At 43.0% G+C, this 21,023-nt stretch carries 18 protein-coding genes and 1 riboswitch; of the genes, 6 read left to right on the top strand and 12 right to left on the bottom strand.

The window, feature by feature from the left end:
* Positions 1-12: 12 nt before the first annotated feature.
* The 6 genes from ACIQXQ_RS10795 to ACIQXQ_RS10770 all read right to left on the bottom strand — a co-directional run bounded on the left by ACIQXQ_RS10795 (position 13) and on the right by ACIQXQ_RS10770 (position 9,126).
* On the bottom strand, positions 13-1,734 hold the full coding sequence (locus ACIQXQ_RS10795) for an allophanate hydrolase (RefSeq protein ID WP_402957293.1): 1,722 nt from the start codon (positions 1,732-1,734) through the stop codon (positions 13-15).
* Complete coding sequence (uca, locus tag ACIQXQ_RS10790; RefSeq protein WP_402957291.1) at positions 1,706-5,341, bottom strand: urea carboxylase; 3,636 nt, start codon at positions 5,339-5,341, stop codon at positions 1,706-1,708. The genes ACIQXQ_RS10795 and uca overlap by 29 nt, the downstream gene beginning before the upstream one ends.
* A 5-nt stretch (positions 5,342-5,346) precedes the next feature.
* Positions 5,347-6,003, bottom strand: coding sequence for an urea amidolyase associated protein UAAP2 (locus ACIQXQ_RS10785; RefSeq protein ID WP_402874105.1), 657 nt, complete (start codon positions 6,001-6,003; stop codon positions 5,347-5,349).
* Positions 6,003-6,740 carry an urea amidolyase associated protein UAAP1 gene (locus ACIQXQ_RS10780; protein ID WP_402957289.1) on the bottom strand — a complete coding sequence of 246 codons (738 nt, stop codon included), beginning with the start codon at positions 6,738-6,740 and terminating at the stop codon, positions 6,003-6,005. The genes ACIQXQ_RS10785 and ACIQXQ_RS10780 overlap by 1 nt, the downstream gene beginning before the upstream one ends.
* Before the next feature lie 34 nt (positions 6,741-6,774).
* A complete protein-coding gene (locus ACIQXQ_RS10775) occupies positions 6,775-8,055 on the bottom strand; it encodes an APC family permease (protein WP_402957669.1) in 1,281 nt (426 codons plus the stop codon).
* Positions 8,056-8,170: 115 nt separating this feature from the next.
* A riboswitch (guanidine-I (ykkC/yxkD leader) is annotated at positions 8,171-8,278 on the bottom strand.
* Between the two features lie 311 nt (positions 8,279-8,589).
* Positions 8,590-9,126, bottom strand: coding sequence for a GNAT family N-acetyltransferase (locus ACIQXQ_RS10770; RefSeq protein ID WP_402957287.1), 537 nt, complete (start codon positions 9,124-9,126; stop codon positions 8,590-8,592).
* Positions 9,127-9,253: 127 nt separating this feature from the next.
* Between ACIQXQ_RS10770 and ACIQXQ_RS10765 the strand changes: the two genes are divergently transcribed.
* Positions 9,254-10,180 (top strand): ketopantoate reductase family protein, encoded by a 927-nt coding sequence (locus tag ACIQXQ_RS10765; protein ID WP_402957285.1) that lies wholly within the window; start codon positions 9,254-9,256, stop codon positions 10,178-10,180.
* A gap of 225 nt (positions 10,181-10,405) precedes the next feature.
* Here the strand turns inward: ACIQXQ_RS10765 and brnQ are convergent, their stop codons facing one another.
* Positions 10,406-11,764 carry a branched-chain amino acid transport system II carrier protein gene (gene brnQ / locus ACIQXQ_RS10760; RefSeq protein ID WP_402957283.1) on the bottom strand — a complete coding sequence of 453 codons (1,359 nt, stop codon included), beginning with the start codon at positions 11,762-11,764 and terminating at the stop codon, positions 10,406-10,408.
* Positions 11,765-11,797: 33 nt separating this feature from the next.
* Positions 11,798-12,778, bottom strand: coding sequence for a proline racemase family protein (locus tag ACIQXQ_RS10755; protein WP_402957281.1), 981 nt, complete (start codon positions 12,776-12,778; stop codon positions 11,798-11,800).
* Positions 12,779-13,023: 245 nt separating this feature from the next.
* Here ACIQXQ_RS10755 and ACIQXQ_RS10750 point away from each other — a divergent pair, with 245 nt between their 5' ends.
* Complete coding sequence (locus ACIQXQ_RS10750; RefSeq protein ID WP_402874090.1) at positions 13,024-14,016, top strand: proline dehydrogenase family protein; 993 nt, start codon at positions 13,024-13,026, stop codon at positions 14,014-14,016.
* A gap of 82 nt (positions 14,017-14,098) precedes the next feature.
* Here the strand turns inward: ACIQXQ_RS10750 and ACIQXQ_RS10745 are convergent, their stop codons facing one another.
* The gene (locus ACIQXQ_RS10745; RefSeq protein ID WP_402957279.1) at positions 14,099-15,391 is read right to left on the bottom strand and encodes an AAA-type ATPase lid domain-containing protein; all 1,293 of its coding nucleotides are present in this window, start codon (positions 15,389-15,391) and stop codon (positions 14,099-14,101) included.
* Between the two features lie 138 nt (positions 15,392-15,529).
* Between ACIQXQ_RS10745 and pruA the strand changes: the two genes are divergently transcribed.
* Positions 15,530-17,074, top strand: coding sequence for an L-glutamate gamma-semialdehyde dehydrogenase (gene pruA, locus ACIQXQ_RS10740; protein ID WP_402957277.1), 1,545 nt, complete (start codon positions 15,530-15,532; stop codon positions 17,072-17,074).
* A 166-nt stretch (positions 17,075-17,240) separates the two neighbouring features.
* On the opposite strand, the gene ACIQXQ_RS10735 is transcribed toward pruA, so the two are convergent.
* Together ACIQXQ_RS10735 and ACIQXQ_RS10730 are read right to left on the bottom strand one after the other, a co-directional pair.
* Positions 17,241-17,714 carry a YjdJ family protein gene (locus ACIQXQ_RS10735; RefSeq protein ID WP_402957275.1) on the bottom strand — a complete coding sequence of 158 codons (474 nt, stop codon included), beginning with the start codon at positions 17,712-17,714 and terminating at the stop codon, positions 17,241-17,243.
* 19 nt (positions 17,715-17,733) lie between these two features.
* Positions 17,734-18,015: a hypothetical protein gene (locus ACIQXQ_RS10730; RefSeq protein ID WP_402874078.1), complete on the bottom strand. Its 282-nt coding sequence runs from the start codon at positions 18,013-18,015 to the stop codon at positions 17,734-17,736.
* A gap of 175 nt (positions 18,016-18,190) precedes the next feature.
* Here ACIQXQ_RS10730 and ACIQXQ_RS10725 point away from each other — a divergent pair, with 175 nt between their 5' ends.
* The gene (locus tag ACIQXQ_RS10725; protein WP_402957273.1) at positions 18,191-18,847 is read left to right on the top strand and encodes a DUF6944 family repetitive protein; all 657 of its coding nucleotides are present in this window, start codon (positions 18,191-18,193) and stop codon (positions 18,845-18,847) included.
* Here the strand turns inward: ACIQXQ_RS10725 and ACIQXQ_RS10720 are convergent.
* The gene (locus ACIQXQ_RS10720) at positions 18,844-19,251 is read right to left on the bottom strand and encodes a VOC family protein (RefSeq protein ID WP_402874072.1); all 408 of its coding nucleotides are present in this window, start codon (positions 19,249-19,251) and stop codon (positions 18,844-18,846) included. The genes ACIQXQ_RS10725 and ACIQXQ_RS10720 overlap by 4 nt on opposite strands.
* A gap of 221 nt (positions 19,252-19,472) precedes the next feature.
* Here ACIQXQ_RS10720 and ACIQXQ_RS10715 point away from each other — a divergent pair, with 221 nt between their 5' ends.
* Positions 19,473-20,150: a YqjF family protein gene (locus tag ACIQXQ_RS10715; protein ID WP_402957667.1), complete on the top strand. Its 678-nt coding sequence runs from the start codon at positions 19,473-19,475 to the stop codon at positions 20,148-20,150.
* Positions 20,151-20,294: 144 nt separating this feature from the next.
* Entirely contained in the window at positions 20,295-20,993 is a 699-nt protein-coding gene (locus tag ACIQXQ_RS10710; RefSeq protein WP_402957271.1) for a hypothetical protein, read from the top strand.
* The last annotated feature ends 30 nt before the right edge of the window (positions 20,994-21,023 follow it).

Here is a 21,023-nt window from a genome sequence, read left to right as displayed (position 1 = left end):
GAGTTCCACTACTTATTCAATCGATGTCGTTTCTAAATAACGCCACCCACCGGTATAAGAAATATCCAATGCTTGCTCGATTGCATCTGGCTCACAAATAAAACCAAGAACTTCAAGACCGTTTGCTAGCTGGACTTTTCCCATTCCAAGCGGTGCAGGAATCCGTTGCATGAAGGCACCGAGCTGTGCAATTGGCATATCCCATACCTCAACTTCTATGGCAAAACCATCTGCACACCGAACTAACCCAGGTTTAGCTGGCTGTGTAGCTAGTTGATATAATCGATAGGTAGAGGCTGTTGTTGTTTGATAGGCAAAGGTAGCTTGGCATTCTAGCATTTGATGCTCTAATGCAAAGCCACGCATATGAAGTCCGCATACGGCAACGGGAATTGTGTTGCCACGCTCAATAGTAGTGGCCAGTCCTTTTAATAAATGTTCTTCATCGAAGCGGCTAAAAAGTGTAATGCCAAAAGGAACGTTTGTGGTTGCATGATCTGCCGGAACAGCAATCGCTGCCAAATCGAGCAAATTGCAATGATTCGTATACAAGCCCAATTGTTGATTTGTGGAAATCGGGTCTTCTTTTGCCTGTTGAATCGTCCACGTACCACCTGTTGTTGGCAAAACAAGCACCGCGTTCTCTAAATCTAGCATCGCACGTTTCTTTAATGCTTGTAGACGATGCATTGCCTGAAATAGCTCAGTGGCACGATACGTTTGATTTTCGCTTTCACGTAGTAGTTGGCGCGTAACATCGAAGATTTCATCAGGATGCTCCTCTACAAAATCCCCAATCGCAGACCAGCGCTCCGCAATCCATGGACCGTCGTATAAAATGGCTGCCGCTTCTTGTAAGTACGTCACATCTATATAACGGATCGGCGCGTTCCCATTTTCCAGACGTTGCACCGTGCGATTCCAGGCCGCTTCATATTCCTGCGCATATGGGCCAAAAAACGTTAAGTCGTTTTTCGGCAAACACACAACAGATGGATTTGCAGCGGGGGCTAATGGTACGGTACGGCTCCAGATATCAGCTGCACCTTCCCCGCGCACAACGGCATCTACTGAATAGACATCTTGCAGTTCAGTCGCAAACACCGTCACACAATCTAAACTTTCGCATGCCGGTACTACACCTTTCACGGGCCAAGCACCTAGACTTGGTTTCAAACCATACAACTCATTTAATGCGGCTGGTACGCGACCCGAACCCGCTGTATCTGTACCAAGACCAAAGCTCGCAAATCCTAGTGCCACTGCGACTGCCGAACCAGAGCTGGAGCCCCCGCTGATCAGTTCTTCGTTCAAGGCGTTCTTCACGACACCATATGGACTACGCGTGCCAATCAGCCCCGTTGCAAACTGGTCTAAATTGGTTTTGCCAATTGGAATCGCACCAGCATCAATTAAACGTTGGACAACAGTCGCACTTTCAGTAGGTGTATAGGCATAGGTTGGGCAAGCCGCAGTTGTGTCGACATCAACCCAATCAATATTATCCTTAATGACAAATGGAATTCCATATAACGGAAAGTCCTGCATATTGACTCGTTCCAATTTTTCAACATAAGGCGTCAGTCGTTCCCATGTCGGGGGAACAATAAATACCGTACTCGCCGTATAGTCTTCCACACGCTGTAAAATATCGGTGACTACTTGCCGTGGCGTCAAGCTACCATCTGCATAAGCTTGTTGTAAATTATTGATAGATAATAATGGATTCATCATCTTTTACCTCCACTTCTATGGGTTCTAGGGCTACCATTAATTGATTGGCTTGTACTTCGTCTCCAGGAGAAACATAAATTTGTTTCACTATGCCATCAAATGGGGCAACCTGCGGAAACTCCATTTTCATACTTTCTTCAACTAGCAATACATCCCCTTTTCTTACATACATGCCTGCTTCAACAAGTACTTTCCATATGCTCCCCGGTAATGTACAGCGGATGGCCTCGCTATTTTCGGGCACATCGCTATCGACATTCACCGCTTCATGATGCTCTGCTACATATTCGTCTAATCCAAGGTCGCGCCAACGCTCACGCTCTGTATCAAACGCTTGCTGTTGAGTTTGTTTAAAGCTTTGCGTTTCGACTTTAACCTCTTCCAAAAATCTGATATAGTCACGGAGTTTGAATGTTGTCTCTTCAATCTTGACCTCAAATTGACCACGTAAAAATTGTTGGCGTTTTATTCCTAATTCTTCTTCTGCTACTGGATAGAAGCGAATTTGATCGAAGAAGCGTAATAACCATGGCTTTCCTTCTGTAAAACTTTTTGTTGCTCTAAGGCGATTCCACATTTGGACCGTACGGCCAACGAATTGATAGCCACCAGGTCCTTCCATGCCATATACGCACATATATGCGCCACCAATCCCAACTGCATTTTCAGGCGTCCATGTCCGCGCAGGATTGTACTTTGTCGTTACGAGACGGTGCCGCGGATCGAGTGGTGTGGCAACGGGTGCCCCAAGATATACATCGCCAAGCCCCATCACTAAATAATTGGCATCAAACACGATACGACGAACATCATCAATTGCTCCAAGACCGTTCATACGGCGGATGAATTCGATATTACTCGGACACCAAGGTGCATCCGGGCGGACATTTTTTTGATAACGCTCGATGGCTAATTGTGTCGAAGGATCGTCCCATGACAAGGGTAAATGGACGATTCGCGAAGGTACCTCAACTTCTTCCAACACAGGTAATGCTTGATTTAGCTCGTCTATAATACGGCATAATTCCATTAGCGTCATTTTCGTTGAATCAATATGCACTTGCAGGGAGCGGATACCTGGTGTGAGGTCAATCACTGGAATATCAGTGCGCTCTTTAATCGCCTCCATTAACAGATGGGCTTGGAAACGCAATAGTAAATCCAGAACCATATCGCCATATTCCACAAGCAAATTTTCATCCCCATCTGCACGGATAACCATCGGGAAGCGGCCTTTCTCGCTTCTGAATAGAATCGCCGTTTCTGGATCAGCTTGTTCCATATATTTTACATCGTTCATCTCTTCAAACGATGTGACCGTTAATTCCTCTAAAAATTGCTCTTGATTTTTACGTAGAGCATTGGCTTCGTCTACTGATAATAATTTAAAGCGTACCGTATCACCCGCGTGCAACTGACCGATCTTCCAAAACTCTGCCGAAGCCGTCGTCACTGGACAAACAAAACCGCCGAGGCTCGGTCCATCCGGGCCTAATAAAATCGGCATATCACCTGTTAAATCCAGGGTACCAATCGCATAGGCATTGTCGTGAATATTCGATGGATGCAAGCCTGCCTCGCCTCCATCTTTACGTGTCCACTTCGGTGTGGGACCAATGAGCCGCACCCCTGTCCGGGAGCTATTAAAATGCACTTCAAAGTTGGTTGCCGTCAGCTCTTCTAAGTAGGCCGCTTCTAAATATTCCTTCGTGCAATGAGGTCCAGCAATAACGCCAATTTCCCACTCATGTGTATAGTGTTGCTGAGCTTCAGCTGGTAAGGCGCGCGGTACAACGGGTTCTGCCGCATTGACGCGTAACACATCACCTGTATGTAGTGGCCGGCCATTATGTCCGCCAAATCCACCAAGCGTAAATGTCGAGGCACTGCCTAGATACTTCGGCATATCAAGTCCCCCTGCCACGAGCAAGTAACTGCGCATGCCTTCTTCGGCCTCTTCTAGTGACAGTACTTGTTGCGCAGCTACTTGAATCGTTTCGTAACGTGCAACTGGCACCCCATCGAGCGTCGCTTGCATATCGGCCCCTGTTAAACAAATAGTCATCGGTGCACGGAAGCGATAACTACCGCCACGCAGTGTCAACTCTAAGCCTGGTGCATCGAAGGCATTGCCAAGTAACTGATTGCCGATGCGGAATGCATAGCTATCCATCGGACCACATGGCGGCACTCCGACGTTCCAATGTCCTGTTCGCCCCGGAAAATCTTGTACCGTCGTTTGAATGCCACCATCTAACACTTCAATACTTGCTTCCTCTGGTAAAAAAGATTCCAATAGCTTCGTATAAACGGCCCCTGACCGCACCGATTCTTCCATTAATACTTGCTCTAAATATTGCAGGTTTGTCGTCACACCATATACACGCATTTCAGATAATGCTTGCTGTAACTTTGTAATGGCATCCTCACGCGTATCGGCATGGACAATCACTTTGGCAACCATTGGATCATAATACGTTGAGATGGAACCGCCTTTTTGGATGCCAGTTTCGATGCGGACACCCGCTGGCCATACGATATCATCTATCGTCCCGACACTTGGCTGAAACTGGTTAAAACAATCTTCAGCATAAATGCGAACTTGCATGCTATGACCTTGTGGCGATGATATTAGTGTGGAAAGATTCGCCAACTCCCCGGCTGCCTCTTTAATCATCCATTCCACTAAATCTACACCTGTGACTTCTTCCGTCACACCATGCTCTACTTGTAAACGCGTGTTCACTTCCAAGAAATAAAACTGATCACTCACAGGATCGTATAAATATTCCACCGTACCAGCACTACGATAGCCCACTAGTTTCGCTAAACGTATGGAAGCTTCCAACATCTTTTCACGAACCGCTTCATTCAATAGAGGTGCGGGTGTCTCTTCCACTACTTTTTGGTTGCGGCGCTGCAATGAGCAATCCCGTTCGCCCAATGCCACAATTTCCGTCTCTGTACCAAAGACCTGCACTTCTACATGGCGTGCACTTGCAATATATTTTTCAACAAATACACCACCATTATTGAAGTTCTTCTCTGCTAAATGCGTCACTGCTTCAAACGCCTCACGCAATGCTTGCTCATCCTCACACACTTTCATGCCAATGCCACCGCCACCAGCCGTACTTTTTAAGATCACTGGATAGCCAATCCTTGTAGAGGATGCTAGTGCTTCTTCTAAATCCTCAATCAAATGCGTACCGGGCAGTAACGGTACTTGCGCTTCTTTTGCAAGTTGACGTGCTGAGTGCTTTAAGCCAAATTGTTCGATTTGTTCAGGTTTAGGTCCTACAAAAGCAATGCCACTCGCCATACAATCACGTGCAAATGCGGCATTTTCACTTAAAAAGCCATAGCCTGGATGAATCGCTTCAGCACCAACGGCACGTGCCTTTTCTAAAATTAAATCCGCATTTAAATAGCTCTCTTTTGCAGGCCCATCGCCGATGAAAATGGCTTCGTCTGCCTCAGCTACATACGTATTGTCCTGATCGGCCGTTGTATAAACGACGACAGATTGTACATTCATTTTCTTTAATGTTCGAACGATTCGTGCAGCAATTGCACCTCGGTTAGCAATCAATACTTTTTTGAACATCTTATTCACCCTTCCCAAATTAGTAGTTGAATTGGTGTTGGATTATACGCATTACATGGATTGTTGAGCTGTGGACAGTTGCTAATGAGCACCACTGTACGTGTGATGGCACGCATCTCCACATATTTACCTGGAGCGGAAACTCCATCATCAAATTTCAGGCCGCCCTCAAGTGTGACAGGCACATTCATGAAGAAGTTTACATTAGGGGATAAATCACGTTTTTGCATGTGTTGATATTGATCGCTTTTCGCTAACTGCAACATATATGTGTCACGGCAATTGTGCATGGGTAACGTTTCGCGGGCATAACGTACTGTATTGCTTTGGGCTGAACATGAGCCGCCTAGTGTATCGTGACGCCCACACGTATCGGCGACAATTTCAACTAGTTCTGTACCCATCTCGGACAGTAAAACGGAGCCTGTTGATAGATAGATATTTTTTTGTTTCTGAATCGTTTTAACCGCGCTATAGTGATCTGTCGGTACCTCTGCATTGAAAAATAATGTATCTGCTGCTTGATTGCCTTCCAAGTCCACGATTCGTAATACTTGGCCCGGTTCTAATGTATGTAACCAGCCATCGCCCGCTAACAACCTTTTCGAATAAATGGCCTTCGCCTCTTGTCGTTCACTTTCAACATTATTAAATACAGCCATTAGAGAACGCCTCCTTGTGTAAGTTGTACATATTCCCACGTATTCTCATATGCGCGCTTATTTTCATCGCGGTGAAGGACGCATGGATCATCTCCGGTTGCAGGCATCGTATCCTTTACTTCCACGGTTACTTCCGCTTGTGGATAAGTGGTCGCTTCCGATAATGGATGGGGCGTATTCGACAGAGCCATGAAAACATCCATCTCCGTCCGTAATGTCACTGTATCTCCAGCTTTTACATGATCGGGTGCTAGATGCATATAGCCTGCATCATCACAGGATACTTTTGAAAACAAGTTGATAACAGGTCCTAAATCTTGGCGGCTTAAGCCATTACGGAACAATTCGATAAGCAAGTTATCTTCTCCATTACGATAGCGTTCATTGCGTGATTCTTGATACGTTGTTTCGCCGAATTGTGAGTCAATTTGCGCTTTTGTCGAATAACCGCCGATGGTATCATGCCAGCCGACAGAATCTTCGGTAATGCTCGCTAGAACACGGCCTTGGTCACTCATTAATACATTATGCTTCGTAAAAAAGGCAGTATATTGAGCTTTTAATGAATCCGGCATATTGTAGCGTTCTGCCAAATCATGTGCGTTAAATAGCAACAACGATACATTCGCTTGTTCCGCTGACACGGTAAAGGTAATTTCTTTGCCGCGTTTGATGAACGCCGACCATTTGCCCCCTGCTGGAATGATTTTTGATACGATCACACTTGTCTGTTGCATATAACCGCCTCCTATAGATTGAATATTCTGATTTTTAAACCAACTTTTTATCTAAATTCCTTAAACTCGGTGCCGTGATTCTATTTTTCAAAAATAAGTAGACAAATCCAAAGGCAACCCATGCTCCCCCAATCCATAAAGTATGAGGATCGAGTAGCGTCCATAACCATCCGATGAACAACACCCCAATGCTTGGGAAAACCAGATAGAAGAAGGTGGCTTTGAACCCTCGATTCTGCTCCTTGATATAGTAGTGGGAAATAACGCTTAAATTAACAAAGATAAAACCGGTCAAAGCGCCAAAGCTGACGAACAATACCGCCGTATCAAGGTTGATGAAAATGGCTGATAAGGAGATTGTTGATACAAACAAAATGTTAAGAATGGGTGTACGTAGTTTTGGATGTAATGAAGTAAATACCTTTTTCGGTAAAACGGATGCTTCCCCTAATGCATAGAGAAAACGTGTTACACTGGTCATTGAAGACAAGCCTTGTGTGAATGTCGCAATAATCAGCACCATGATGAAGAGGGTACTAAACAAATTGCCGCCGACCATTTGAATCAAGCTATACGCCGCATTGTCTGGATCTGCAAAGCTGAATGCCGGGAATGCAATAGCTGTTAAAAACGAGATCATCGCGTACAAAGTGATTGCGATGAAAATAATATAAAAGATGGCTCGTGGAATCGTCTTTTTCGAATCAATTGTTTCTTCTGCCATTGTTGTAACCGCATCAAAACCTAAGAAGCAGAAACAAATCAGTGACGCACCGGAAAAAACTGATACAACTGAACCCTCACCAACCAGCAATGGTTCTAAGGTGAATAAAGCACTGGCACCTTGATTAAGGACAATGTCTTTAGCTGTCAATAAACAGAAGATGAGGATAAACCCGATCTGGACCAACACTGAAAAGCCACTAATGCGTGCTGCCGATCCAATTCCGATAATATTCACAACCGCTAGCACAATGTTCATCAGGATAATCCAAACGAATATTGGGATGCTTGGAAACTCAGCGTGCATAAAAATCCCAAATGTTAAAATGGCGATAATCGGAGAAAATAGGTAATCGATCAATAACGCCCACCCGACCAAAAACCCAGCCTTTGGGTGAATCGCTTTACTCGTATAGGTGTACGCAGAACCTCCGGTCGGATACACTTTAACCATTCGACTGTAACTATACGCAGTAAACACAATGGCAAGAAACGCCACGATATAAGCGGGGGTCATTAAGCCATCGGCTGTTTCAAATACCACACCATATACCGTAAAATAAATCATCGGTGTCATCCATGCTAGCCCCATAACAACAATTTGTGATGTCTTCAAACTTCTCTTAAATTGTACGTTGCTGATAAGCATCTACCCCTTTCATCAATGGCTATAAAAAAAGATAAAAGCCCGGGTGAACTATACTAAGTTCTCCCGGGCTTTTATCCCTCCGTGTATATAGCAGTATGATTTGCTATACTCTTTCTCTCGGTCCAGACTTCAATATAGATTGAACGGAACCCTAGAAAGATATTTTATGATGTTGTGCTCTGTTATAATAACCCAATTATAGTCAGAATGTTACGAAAAGTCAACACGTGATGTTACATTTTATAACATCAATTGAATATTTCTATATCTGGAGTGGATTTCCAAGAGAAAAATCGACCCTAAGCCAAGATGAACCAAAGAAATCATTTCTTTCGTGAATATGGGGTGGTCTCATTTCATTTCTTTTAGTAAGACTCCCCTTCTATTAATCCTTTCCAAAAAGAAAAGGACCCCCTTTGGTCCTTTAAGATGTTTCCTATTTCCACTAAACGTTCAACAACATAACTATGAAGATATTTAGAAAGGCCATTCATTTAGTTGTATCGGCGTTATTTCTTTCTTCTCCCAATCCCTTCTAATGAATGCATAGCAAACCGAGTCCGATATACTCCCATCATTATTTTCCCAAGCATCTCGTAAGTACCCTTCTTTAACAAATCCGCATTTGTTACATGTTTTTCTCATAGCTAGGTTGTCACTGCGCGTATAGGCTTCTATCCTAATCTTCTTATCGGGTAAACCAAAAAGATAGTCTACTATCCAATGAACAGCTTTCGTTCCAACCCCTTTTCCTCTAACACTTTTGTCTAAACGAATGTCAAAGGAAGGGATGGTGTCGGTTATATCATGTATTATAATCAATCCGATTTTTTCATTGTCTTTTTCTATCCAGATGGTTTCCTTATCTTCTTGATACCACCCCTTATGGTACGCTTCGACAATTTGTTCGCCAGAAGGTTTTGGGTCTGGGTGATAAGGCCACGTATTATTTGTCAGTAGGGAAATTAAATCATGTAACTCATTTTCAAATTTGAACATTTTAATTCTGTCCATTATTCCCTCCCTCTACTCCCTTTCTTTTTGCCTTCGATATACTACTGTTATAGTAATTAAAAATATGAGAATATTCAATAAATTATGTTAGAATGCTAATGGGACATGTACAGGAGGTAGAGGAAAAATGACAATGAAAAAAGTTTCGATTATTGGGCTAGGTGCATTAGGGGTTTTGTTTGGACACCATTTGTCCAAGAAGATGGGAACAGAGGATTTACGGATCATAGCTGATTCCGATCGCATTTTGCGATATGAAAACGATAAGCTTTATAGTAATGGGGAGCCTTGCCATTTTCACTATGTTACACCTGAAGAAGACTGCGGGCCGGCAGATTTGTTGATCGTTTCCGTTAAATATAATGGGTTGAAGAATGCCATTGAATCGGTAAAGAACCATGTCGGAGATGATACCATCATTATTTCCCTACTGAATGGCATTACAAGCGAAACCATTATTGGTGAAACGTATGGAATGGATAAAGTACTGTATTGTGTGGCCCAAGGCATGGATGCAGTAAAGGTCGGAAATGAACTAACCTACGAACATATGGGTATGCTCTGCTTTGGTTCAAGGGAACCTGGTGTCATTTCACCACAGGCAAAAAAGCTGGCAGAATTCTTTGAACAGATGGATGTGCCTTTTGAGGTGGATACGGATATGTATAGAAGACAATGGGGGAAATTCATGCTGAATGTAGGGGTCAATCAAACGGTTGCTATTTATCAAAGCAATTATGGCGAAATTCAGCGAGAAGGAAAAGCCAGAGACATGATGATTGCAGCCATGAGAGAAGTAATTGCTTTGTCGGAAAAAGAAGGTGTCCATTTAACGGAAAAGGATTTGGGGTATTGGCTGAAAGTATTAGGGACATTAAGTCCAAATGGCAAACCCTCCATGGCTCAAGATGTAGAAGCGCAACGAATCAGTGAAGTCGAATTATTTGCTGGAACGGTTATTGAACTGGGAAGAAAGTATCAAATGCCCACTCCTATCAATCAAGAACTGTATGAGAAGATCAAATCGATGGAAAGGCAATATTCCGTTCAGTGATGGTGGACTCCGACGGAAGTCGGCTGATTTTTTTAGTTTTAGAAAAAAGGATGAACGAAACAGCTTTGCTGGCTAAGCCTTTTCAATAGCCGTTCTTAAGTACATTATATTTTTTTATGATATTCCATAGGCTTAACAACTTTCAAAGAATTGGAAAACCTCTACCCTGGCCACCAATCGATTGGCAAGAGTAGAGGTTTCGGTCTCATTTCACAAGGCTCACTTTCATAGTGTCGAGTTGTATTCCATCTCTACGTCACTATTCTTTTGAGACTTATTTTTAAAGAGCATACCCACGATAAAGCCGATGATGCCGGTAATGATCCAGCCTGCGCCATTCGTGAAAAATGGAATGAAAGAGAAGATGTCATTAATGGTTGAGGTAGCTAGATTCGCATCTTTTAGTGCTTCCAAAATGGCGACAAATGTAACGCCCACGATGGTTCCGATATAAACCGATTGAGCCCCGCCAAATAGTTTGTCTAAGAAAACTAAAGCAATTAATGCGATAGCAATCGGATATAACAACATTAAGACCGGGGATGCCATGTTAAGAATCGTATTCAAGCCAAAGTTCGTGATGACCAAGCTCACGGCAGAAATCAGAATCAACCATTTTTTGTAGGAAATCGATGGAATGATCCGTTCAAAGTATTCCGCCACGGCCGCAAGACAAGCAACATTGGTCGTAATGCCTGTCAGGAAAATGACCACACCGATTAAGTACAGGCCCACTTGCCCAAACAAAGACTTAGACGCCAATGCAATCAGTTCACCGCCATTTTGTTTATATCCGATGGCATCGACACTGGACGCACCGATCCAAGCCATGGAAACCTGCAATAAAATCAGGCCTATCAACGTGACGACCCCCGCTTTAATGAAGACCGAGGAAACTTCCTTAGCTGACTTCACACCTAAAGCATCGACTGATTTGATGAAGATGCCGCCAAATACAAATGCCGCTAAAACGTCCATTGTGAAATAGCCTTGCGTAAAGCCTTTTAAAAAGGCAGCGGTTGACGTTTCATACCCAGCACCTGTTGCAGGGGCATGAATCGAACCCATGGGCGTGAAGATGGATTTACCAACCAAGATCACAAGCAGGACCCCAAAGACGGGTGTGATCATTTTACCGAGTCGATCCACGAATTTGGAAGTTTCCCAGGATAAATAGATGGTTAGTCCAATGAAGATGATAGAGAAACCTAGTAAGAAAAATACGTGCATAGTAGATTGAGGAATCAACTGGCGAATGCCGATTTCATACACGACACTCGTTGTTCGGGGAATGACATATAAGGGCCCTAACGCTAGAAACAGAAGGACACTAAATACTAGAGCGAACTTGGGATGCACCCGGCTCGCCAATTTTTCGACGGTCCCGCCCCCTTTCGTTAAAGCAATGATTGCGAGAATGACCAAACCAACACCCGTGATGAGAAATCCACCCATCGCAATGACGGTGTTCGTACCGGCTTCTTGACCAAGAACCGGGGCGAAGATGACATTCCCAGCACCTAAAAACATAGCGAAAAGCATGAACCCAATGATAATAATCTGATAGTTTGATACCGATTTCATGGAAGCGCCTCCAATTATGTTATTGTAATAAAATTAAATAGAGAATCCTGTTTCATACACATCATGGTTCTGTAATACAAAAAGGTGTTCCCCAGTAATCCATGCTGATCCTGTAATCTCGGGGGTCACGGCTTCAATCCCCGCTACTTCTGTATGCTTCACTACCGTCCCTTTGAACTTCGATCCGATAATGCTTTCCTGAATGATTGATTCGCCCGCTTCCAGGCCCAAGGTTGCCATTTTCGCACAAGTTCCTGTCCCACAAGGTGATCGGTCAATTTGCCCATCACCGAATATGACAACATTCCGATAATGGTTAGGCCCTACCTTTTCGCTGATTTCTATTAAATCAACCGTATTGATTTCCGGCTTCAACGGATGTTCGATGGATAACTGACTGTTCAATTTATCGCGAATTTCCAAAGCCTTATGTATCATTTCGTTTTTATTTTCCAGTGAGATCTCTATTCCTAAATCTTGAGCATTCACTATTCCAAAAAAACTTCCCCCAAATGCCACATCCACGTTTACGTGTCGATCATCTGACAGGTGAACAGGGGTTTCCTTGTAGAGAACGAATGACGAAACGTTTTGGAATGACACGCTTTCGACAACGTTATCTTTATACGTAATCAAGCACTCTATCAAACCTGCAGGCGTATCAATGAACACTCTATCTTTTTTAGGTATGAGCGCTTTCGTTAGACACATGGTTACAGTCCCAATCGTTCCGTGGCCACACATGTTCAAGTAAGATCCGCTGTCCATGAAGATGACGCCTATATCCGCCTTGGGATGTGTCGGTTTTGTTAGAATGGCTCCGAACATATCTTTGTGTCCACGCGGCTCATTCATCAGCAACTTACGGAAATCATCAAAATGATCTCGCACATAATTCTTTTTATCCATCATGGTTTCCCCCATGATTTCAGGGAATCCATCGATGACAATTCGTGTAGCTTCCCCCATCGTATGCGTGTCGATTGTTTGAATTTGTACGTTATAATTCTCCATCGCTACCCCCTATATTTTACAAACATGAAATTAATACACATCATAATTCATAAATAGTTTTTTGAAAAGACAGAAAATAAGAATGTTTATATTTTGAATACATGGAAAATATTTATTTTTCTTTAGAAACCCTTTATTACCAAAGCTTATTTTCAAAGTTTCACAGAAAAAGAAAAAAAACGATTTGATTTTCTTGAAAAAATATTATAATCTTCAAATAATTTCATAATTTAGGGGGCAATCACATGATTTTACGTGATTTTTTTATTCATCTGTCAGAAAATAAAACCTTGAACAGCGCTGCACAACGGTATGGGTTAAAGCTTGGGGCACAAAGTGTGGTCGCAGGGACGAACATTGAAGAAACGATCCATACCATCAAACATTTAAATCAACAAGGTATTTCCTGTACAGTAGATAACCTTGGTGAATTTGTATTCGAAAAAAGCGAAGCGACGGCAGCAAAGGAACAAATCATCAAGGTAATCGAAGCCATTCATGAAAACCAGGCAGATGCACATATATCCCTCAAACCATCACAGCTTGGTTTAGATATTGATTATGATTTTTGTCTTCAGAATTTATTAGAAATCGCTGAAAAAGCGAAGGAATATAATATTTTCATCAATTTCGATATGGAAAATTATGAACGCTTACATCCCTCATTCGATTTGATGGAAACGGTCCAAGAACACTTTGGTAACGTAGGGACCGTCATTCAGGCTTACTTCCACGAATCGATGGAGAATATCGAGCGATTCAAGGATTACCGTTTACGAATTGTAAAAGGAGCCTACAAAGAACCTGAAACGATTGCGTATCAAAGTAAAGAGGAAATCGATAAACACTATATCGACCTGATTGAATACCACTTATTGCACGGAAAATTTACATCGATTGCGACACACGATCATCGTGTCATCAACCATGTTAAGAAGTTCGTCATCCAAAATAATATCCCTAAAGAAAAATTCGAATTCCAAATGCTTTATGGCTTCCGTAAAGAATTACAGCTAGAGCTTGCAAAAGAAGGATATAATTTCTGTACATATGTCCCATTTGGCGCCGATTGGTATGGATACTTCATGAGACGATTGGCCGAAAGACCTCAAAACCTGACATTGGTCACAAAGCAAGTCTTCAACAAGAAAACAAATATCGGAATCAGCGTAGCGACCGGAGCATTTATACTGGGCCGACTTTCAAAAAGACGTGCAGTTAAGCAAAAAACACGATAAGGCAAACTGGATGATTCCCGTCGTTTTCGGGAGTCATTTTTTTATACAAAAAACCCAAATGAACATCATTCGGGTTTTCCTGTTACTCATTGAATTTTTTGAGGCGGTATTGTAGGCTTTGCCTTCGAAGGCCAAGTGCTTTTGCCGTTTGCGAAACGTTTCCATCGAACATTTTCAAGGCATTTTGGATATAGTACTCTTCGACTTCGTTCATGAATACGCTTAATGGGCGAATATCTTTTTCATTTTCCGCTACAAACATGTTCCCCGTCGTATCGGAAAGCTCCTCGCTTTGGATCTTCCACCTGAAATAAATCGGCAGCATATCAAAATCAATGGATGTTTCATTCGTCATCGTACTGGTTATATCATCCAGCAATACTTCTAGCTCTTTTAAATTTCCTGGCCAATCATAATCGAGAAAGATCTGTTCCACTTTAGCTGAAAGCCCTTGGATCCGGCTTCCGGTATTGTTGCGATAGCGGTTGAAGTAGTCCGATATAAATGGCTTAATATCTTCTTTTCGATCACTTAATGCGGGGACATTTATACAAACCGATGCAAAGAAGTAATATAAATCCTTTGAAAGCTGCCCTTTCTCGATCAAATCAATCGGGTCTTTTCCGACGCTTGCTATAAAAACGTGACTCTCCAGATGTTCCTTGAACAGATTCAGGATCCTTTCCTGGCCTTCAAGGGAAAGGTATTCCACACGCTCACAAAAAATCGTGACTTGTTCATTTTTATCGATTTGCTGCTTCAGCTGGTCGATCAACGCTTGTTCGTCATTCCGGCAAATCAGTGTAATGAAATGATCATTTTCAGGGTTCAAATCATGATGGATCCCTTCTGCAATCATGTCCTTTCCCGTCCCGGACTCCCCATAAAGCAAAACAGGCATCCTCGTTTTGGCAGCCATCTTGGCCCGTTCGATCACCCCTGCCATAAGTGGGGAAACCGCTGTAATGATATCGAATGTGAGGGGTTGCCCATACCGCCGCAATGGTTGATAGGCCATTAACTCCCTCTCGGTAATATCCTTCGATATCTCGACAGCGCCAATCAATTCATCGTCTTTTTTAATCGGCAGGATATCGGAAATCGTCACAATTTCCTGACCGACACGATTCCAGAAATTCATTTTGTAGTTCTTAATCGGCTCACATGTTTTCAGGACCCGATAAAGATGGCTGTCATTAATTTTAGCGATCATTTCTTGCTCGAATTGATCTTCCTCAAGCGAATGAATCCCTTTTAGCTCCCGCATTTTTGCATTATAGATCACGGTTTTCCCTTGAGCATCCACGGCGTGTATCCCTGCTGAAATATTGTCCGTGATATATTTATAAATCTCGTGCAAATCTTGCTGTTTCATTGGAACACCTCTTTTGAATTTTTGTAAATTTTCGGAAAAGTTATTGTAATATGCCAAAAAATGTTGCATTATATATATATTAACAATAACATAAGTGCACAATTATTTGGCACCCGTGATTATAAGGAGGATATTAAATTGATTCCATACACAACTGAACAACTAACTGACTTTTCAAAAAAAGAAAACCAACAAGCTTACACTGAGGCCATTCAAAAGGTTCAAAGTGAACTTGGAAAAGATTATCCATTAGTTATTGGTGGGGAACGCATTACTACTCATGATAAAATCACTTCTTACAATCCGGCTAAAAAAACCGAAGTCGTGGGCACTGTATCTAAGGCAAACAAAGAACTGGCTGAAAAAGCGATGCAAGTTGCCGATCAAACATTCAAAACTTGGAGCAAAGTAAAACCTGAAGTTCGGGCTGACATTCTATTTAAAGCAGCTGCGATTACAAGACGCCGTCGTCATGAAATGTCTGCGATCATGACAATCGAAGCAGGTAAACCATGGGTGGAAGCAGATGCTGACACAGCTGAAGCCATTGACTTCATGGAATATTATGCACGTCAAATGCTCGAAATGAAAGACGGAAAACCAGTAAAAAGCCTTCCAGGCGAATATAATAAATTTGGCTATATCCCACTAGGTGTCGGTGTCATCATTTCACCATGGAACTTCCCATTTGCGATCATGGCAGGGACAGCCGTGGCAGCAGTGGTGACAGGGAACACCATCTTACTGAAACCGGCATCCACAACACCAATCATTGCGTATAAGTTCATCGAAATCCTTGAAGAGGCCGGCCTTCCAGCTGGTGTCGTGAACTACATCCCAGGACCTGGTGGCGAGGTTGGCGATTACTTAGTCGATCACCCACGTACTCGCTTCATTAGCTTCACCGGTTCACGCGATGTCGGTTTGCGCATTAACCAACGCGCGGCAGCCGTAAACGAAGGACAAATATGGATCAAGCGCGTCATTGCCGAAATGGGCGGGAAAGATACCATCGTCGTCGACAAAGAGGCAGACCTTGAATTGGCTGCACAGTCCATCGTTAAATCCGCGTTCGGCTTCAGTGGCCAAAAGTGTTCCGCATGCTCACGTGCCATCATCGTCGAGGATGTGTACGATACCGTATTGGATCGTGTAGTAGAATTGACAAAAGAATTAACGGTTGGAGACCCAACTGACCATAACAACTTCATGGCTACCGTCATTGATGATAAAGCCTTTAAAAAAGTGACAAGCTACTTTGACGTCGCTAAAGAAGAAGGACGCATCCTAACGGGTGGTGAAGCGGATGATTCAATCGGCTACTTCATTCAACCAACTGTTGTCGCAGATGTAGCACCCAGAGCACGCTTGATGCAAGAAGAAATCTTCGGTCCAATCGTCGCCGTTTCCAAAGCAAAAGACTTTGACGAAGCTTTAGAAATCGCCAATAACACAGAATACGGTTTAACGGGTGCGGTCATTTCAACAAACCGTGACCATATCGAACAGGCACGCGAAGACTTCTTCGTAGGGAACCTATACTTTAATCGTGGCTGTACAGGAGCAATCGTTGGGTACCAACCGTTCGGAGGGTACAATATGTCCGGAACTTGTTCAAAAGCAGGCGGCCCTGACTTCTTGACGTTGCATATGCAATCCAAATCAGTATCTGAAAAATTGTAAGAACCTCTAGTCCATGTCGAGTTTCTTCCTATTATATAGGAAAGATAAAGTCATGAATCACATAAAAAGGAACTGCCCTATTATTGCGGGCGGTTCCTTTTTCATGTGATTCATATATTCCTAGTTTCTTCCATTATATATACTGAGATTCATAGAGTACCTATAACTAAGCCACTCTTTTGGATGTGGGGGGCCATTTAAAGTAGTACAACATTCCGACCAAGATGGACACTATGCCCAAGATTAGAGAAATCCCCTTGAAGAAATGGCCCCCACCCGTTGGTGAACTCCAAATCAAACCGCTCATGAGCAGCAATAAAACGCCCAGCCCAGTTAGGAAGAAAGCCGATTTTTTCTGGCTTCCTTTACTTACTGTAAGGCCCGTTAGCGTGACTAGATATAATAGTGTCAACATCATAAGTGCCGGGAACAACGGCCTGAACTTGGCCGCGTACACAAAATAGTCCAGATTGGAAATATCCTCCGGGCCTTCAACTTGAGTGTGTAATAGCTCCGAAAAAGGCGTCGAATATTCCCACTCCCATGGATTGTCCAAGATTTCGCTTCCTTCATACCACGCACAAAACGTGAAAATCATAAGGAACAGCATCGCCATTATGACCTGTATTGCACCCTTCATCGTCATGTCCCCTTCCCTCTTACATGGTCGTATACATATAAACCAATAAGAACCAAACCAAAGCATATCCGAAATCAAGCAGATAGACTTTCCTTTTTTCCTTTTGTAAATAGCTTTCCATTCCATCTATAATCGAACTTATACCCGCTAATAGGAAAATCAGCTTTAAGTAAAAGAAATCTTTTCCGTTGATGATTGCCATCACTAAAAGGATGATCATCGCTACCGCAATCATCGTATGAAGGATCATATTCGCTTTTGTTCTTTTCGCATTTCCTCTCTTTATAAAAAATATCCCCATTTGAACCCCCGCCTACATGGTTAATAACATTCTTATTTTTTATTAAAAGGTAAATAACTCCTCATCCAGTTTAACATAAACATCCAAATTATATGATATTCCCCATCGTTCACCTGTACATAAATGTACTTCCCCGAATACCATAAGGTAACTTCTTGTAAGGGGCGTTCGGACTATGGGTACAAGCGGAGAAGACCTCCTTATCACGGGAGCTTGGTTATTGGGGATCGGCACGGTTGTTGAAGCCATCGGGCAAACCCAGCAAACATTGACAGGCACGGATTTGGGCAAGGATTTGATTATTAAGGGGAATGGAATCGAGGCGGTCGGCAATTCACTTCAGGCAATCGCTAGGACAAAATTGTTCAACCCCGAGGAGTATCCGCTATCGCAACTATATTATATTTTCGGCGAATGGGTTGAAGCCGCGGGAAATACGGCAAATTCTGTAGGTATCAGTATTGAACTGAGTGGTGAAGAGGAAGAAGGCTTAAAAATCGATACACTCGGTAGTGGCATCCAAGGCCTCGGTGCTGCTTTCGAGGCAGTCGCAGCATACATTGCCGAAGAATCGTCATTCAAGTCTCTCGATATTACAGGAAATAGCCTCGTATCATTAGGCTCATTCCTCGACGCCATCGGCAATATTTTCATTTTACAGGATAGCAGGGAAATCGGTGAAATGATTCTATTAGTCGGTGCCTGGCTCCAAGTGATCGGTGCCTTCATCTTGATTCGTGCCGTCACGATGGAAGTGGAAGCGGATAATGCCCCCGAAAATGGAGGCGATAATCCTTATTCGTATCACCACTATCATTTTGCCCATCCCTAAAGGGATTCAACAGGAGCAACCAATTCCACTTTCAATCTATCGGGATCCTCGAAGAATACAGCATAATGATCCTTCCCACCAGCGAACGGATGCCTGTCGGGATAAAGAATGCGCATTCCCTGCTGTTTTAATTTATGTGTCATCTCATCCACTTCCTGGCGTGAACTTGCATGAAAAGCTAGATGATTAAGCCCTACTCTTCCCCTATGAAAGGGAATTTCGAGAAAACGCTTCTCTGCTTGGACAAACACCACATACAGATCATCGATTCTCCAGCTCCTCCCCCCATCCCATTCCTGGAAAGGACGATACCCTAGCTCTTCCAAAAACCAACTCCAAAATGTCACGGTTCTTTCCAAGTCGGATACATTTATTTCGATATGATGAATGAAACCTTTTGACATGTGCCCACCTCCTTTGTTTTATATCGAAAACGGGTTCATTTTGATATACTACCAGTAACTGGTTTATTTTAGCATAAAAGAAAAGAATAGATGCTTGCAACAGATTTAAACCAGCCGTGAATAAGGAGGAGAACAACATGAAAGACCAACCTAAACACTTCTTTGATAACCAATGGGACGATAGCCATCGTTCATGGCCATTGCCACGATTACCCTGGACGATGAAACAGACATGGAATGATCTATTGTTTGCCCATTATCCAATAAAAATAGAAGCCTTACAAAAGTTAGTACCTGCCGTACTGCCTTTAGATTCCTTTGACGGCATGGGGTGGATAGGCGTCGTTCCGTTTCATATGACTGACATCCGCTTAAGAGGGCTCCCTCCCGTTCCAGGCACGGATCGATTTCCGGAACTCAACGTCCGGACTTATGTTACGGTTGATGGAAAACCAGGGGTGTACTTCTTTAGTCTGGATGCCTCCAATATGCTTGCGGTCAAGACTGCCCAAACTGTATACCACTTGCCATATAAGTTTGCCGATATGAATGTGCAACGTAGCGGTGATGTCATCGATTATATTAGCAAGAGAAGAAACGGCAATCAAACATTCGAGTGTACATACAAACCAACCTCAGAACCGTATCTTGCCGAAAAAGGTTCTTTCGATGAATGGCTTACAGAGCGTTATTGCCTATATACACTAAACAATAAAGGAGTGCCGCTTCGCTGCGATATCCTGCATAAACCTTGGCCGCTCCAGCATGCTGAAGCGGATATCAGACAGAACACGATGCTGACCAATCAAGGCATTCAAGTTGAAAGCGACAAGCCCATCTTGCATTTTGCAAAAACATTGGAAGTCCGGATGTGGCCATTGGTCCGTGCGACCGACTAAATGCTTGGATATAGCCATTATATCGGTCAATGTTGAGCATTTATCGGTCTAAATCGGAATATATCGGTCAATTTCGCACATTTATCGGTCAAAATCTACATTTTATCGGTCAATGTCGCCATTCCTACAAACGGAGGGATCATGATGAAAAAATGGATAGGGATGTTGGCATGCAGTTTATTCCTTGTCTCTTGTAATGCTCAAGAATCAATCATTGAGATTGAGTGGGTCGATTTTGTTAAAATCAATGGCAAACAGTATGAAGGGGTCCATTCCGCTATCCTTGCCGATTCCACTTTTATCGGTGAAGAGATAGGAGAAGTGAAGTTCAAAGTCGCGGATCATGTATTCGATGTCAATTACAAGACGAAAGAAGGTGACGCCGCATTCTGGGAAAAGGGTACGGAGGTCTTTTCCGTACAAGGCAAGCCTGAATTTGCTGCTATTCAGTCAAAAGACGAGATCAATGGGTATGCAATCTATCATGAAGTTACGGAGAATCAAACATTTCGGGGCAAATACGAAGACATCGATGAAGAATCGATCAATCGAATAGATATATATAAAGAGGATAAAGATAATCATCCTGTACTGACCCATTCATTATCGGATAAACATGAGATACAAGCTATGACCCTGATACTTAACGAAGGAAAGACGAACGCCAGCTTTAATCCGAATACCAGCCAAGGAGACCCGGCTGGCTATCAACTCGCATTCTATACCGAAGAACCGATCGCCTATACGTTCCCCTTATTTTTCGATGGGGAACAATGGTATTGGATACCATGGGATACCGTTCTTTTATCAGATAATGTTGAGAGATTCATAACGGAAAAATAGAAGACTTATAAACCTGAAAAACTCCCCTTC

Origin of the sequence: Peribacillus sp. NPDC097198 (assembly GCF_044762055.1) — a bacterium.
GTDB lineage: Bacteria > Bacillota > Bacilli > Bacillales > DSM-1321 > Peribacillus.
The sequence above is the reverse complement of the archived record's forward strand: the minus strand, read 5'-3'. Positions and strand labels throughout refer to the sequence as shown.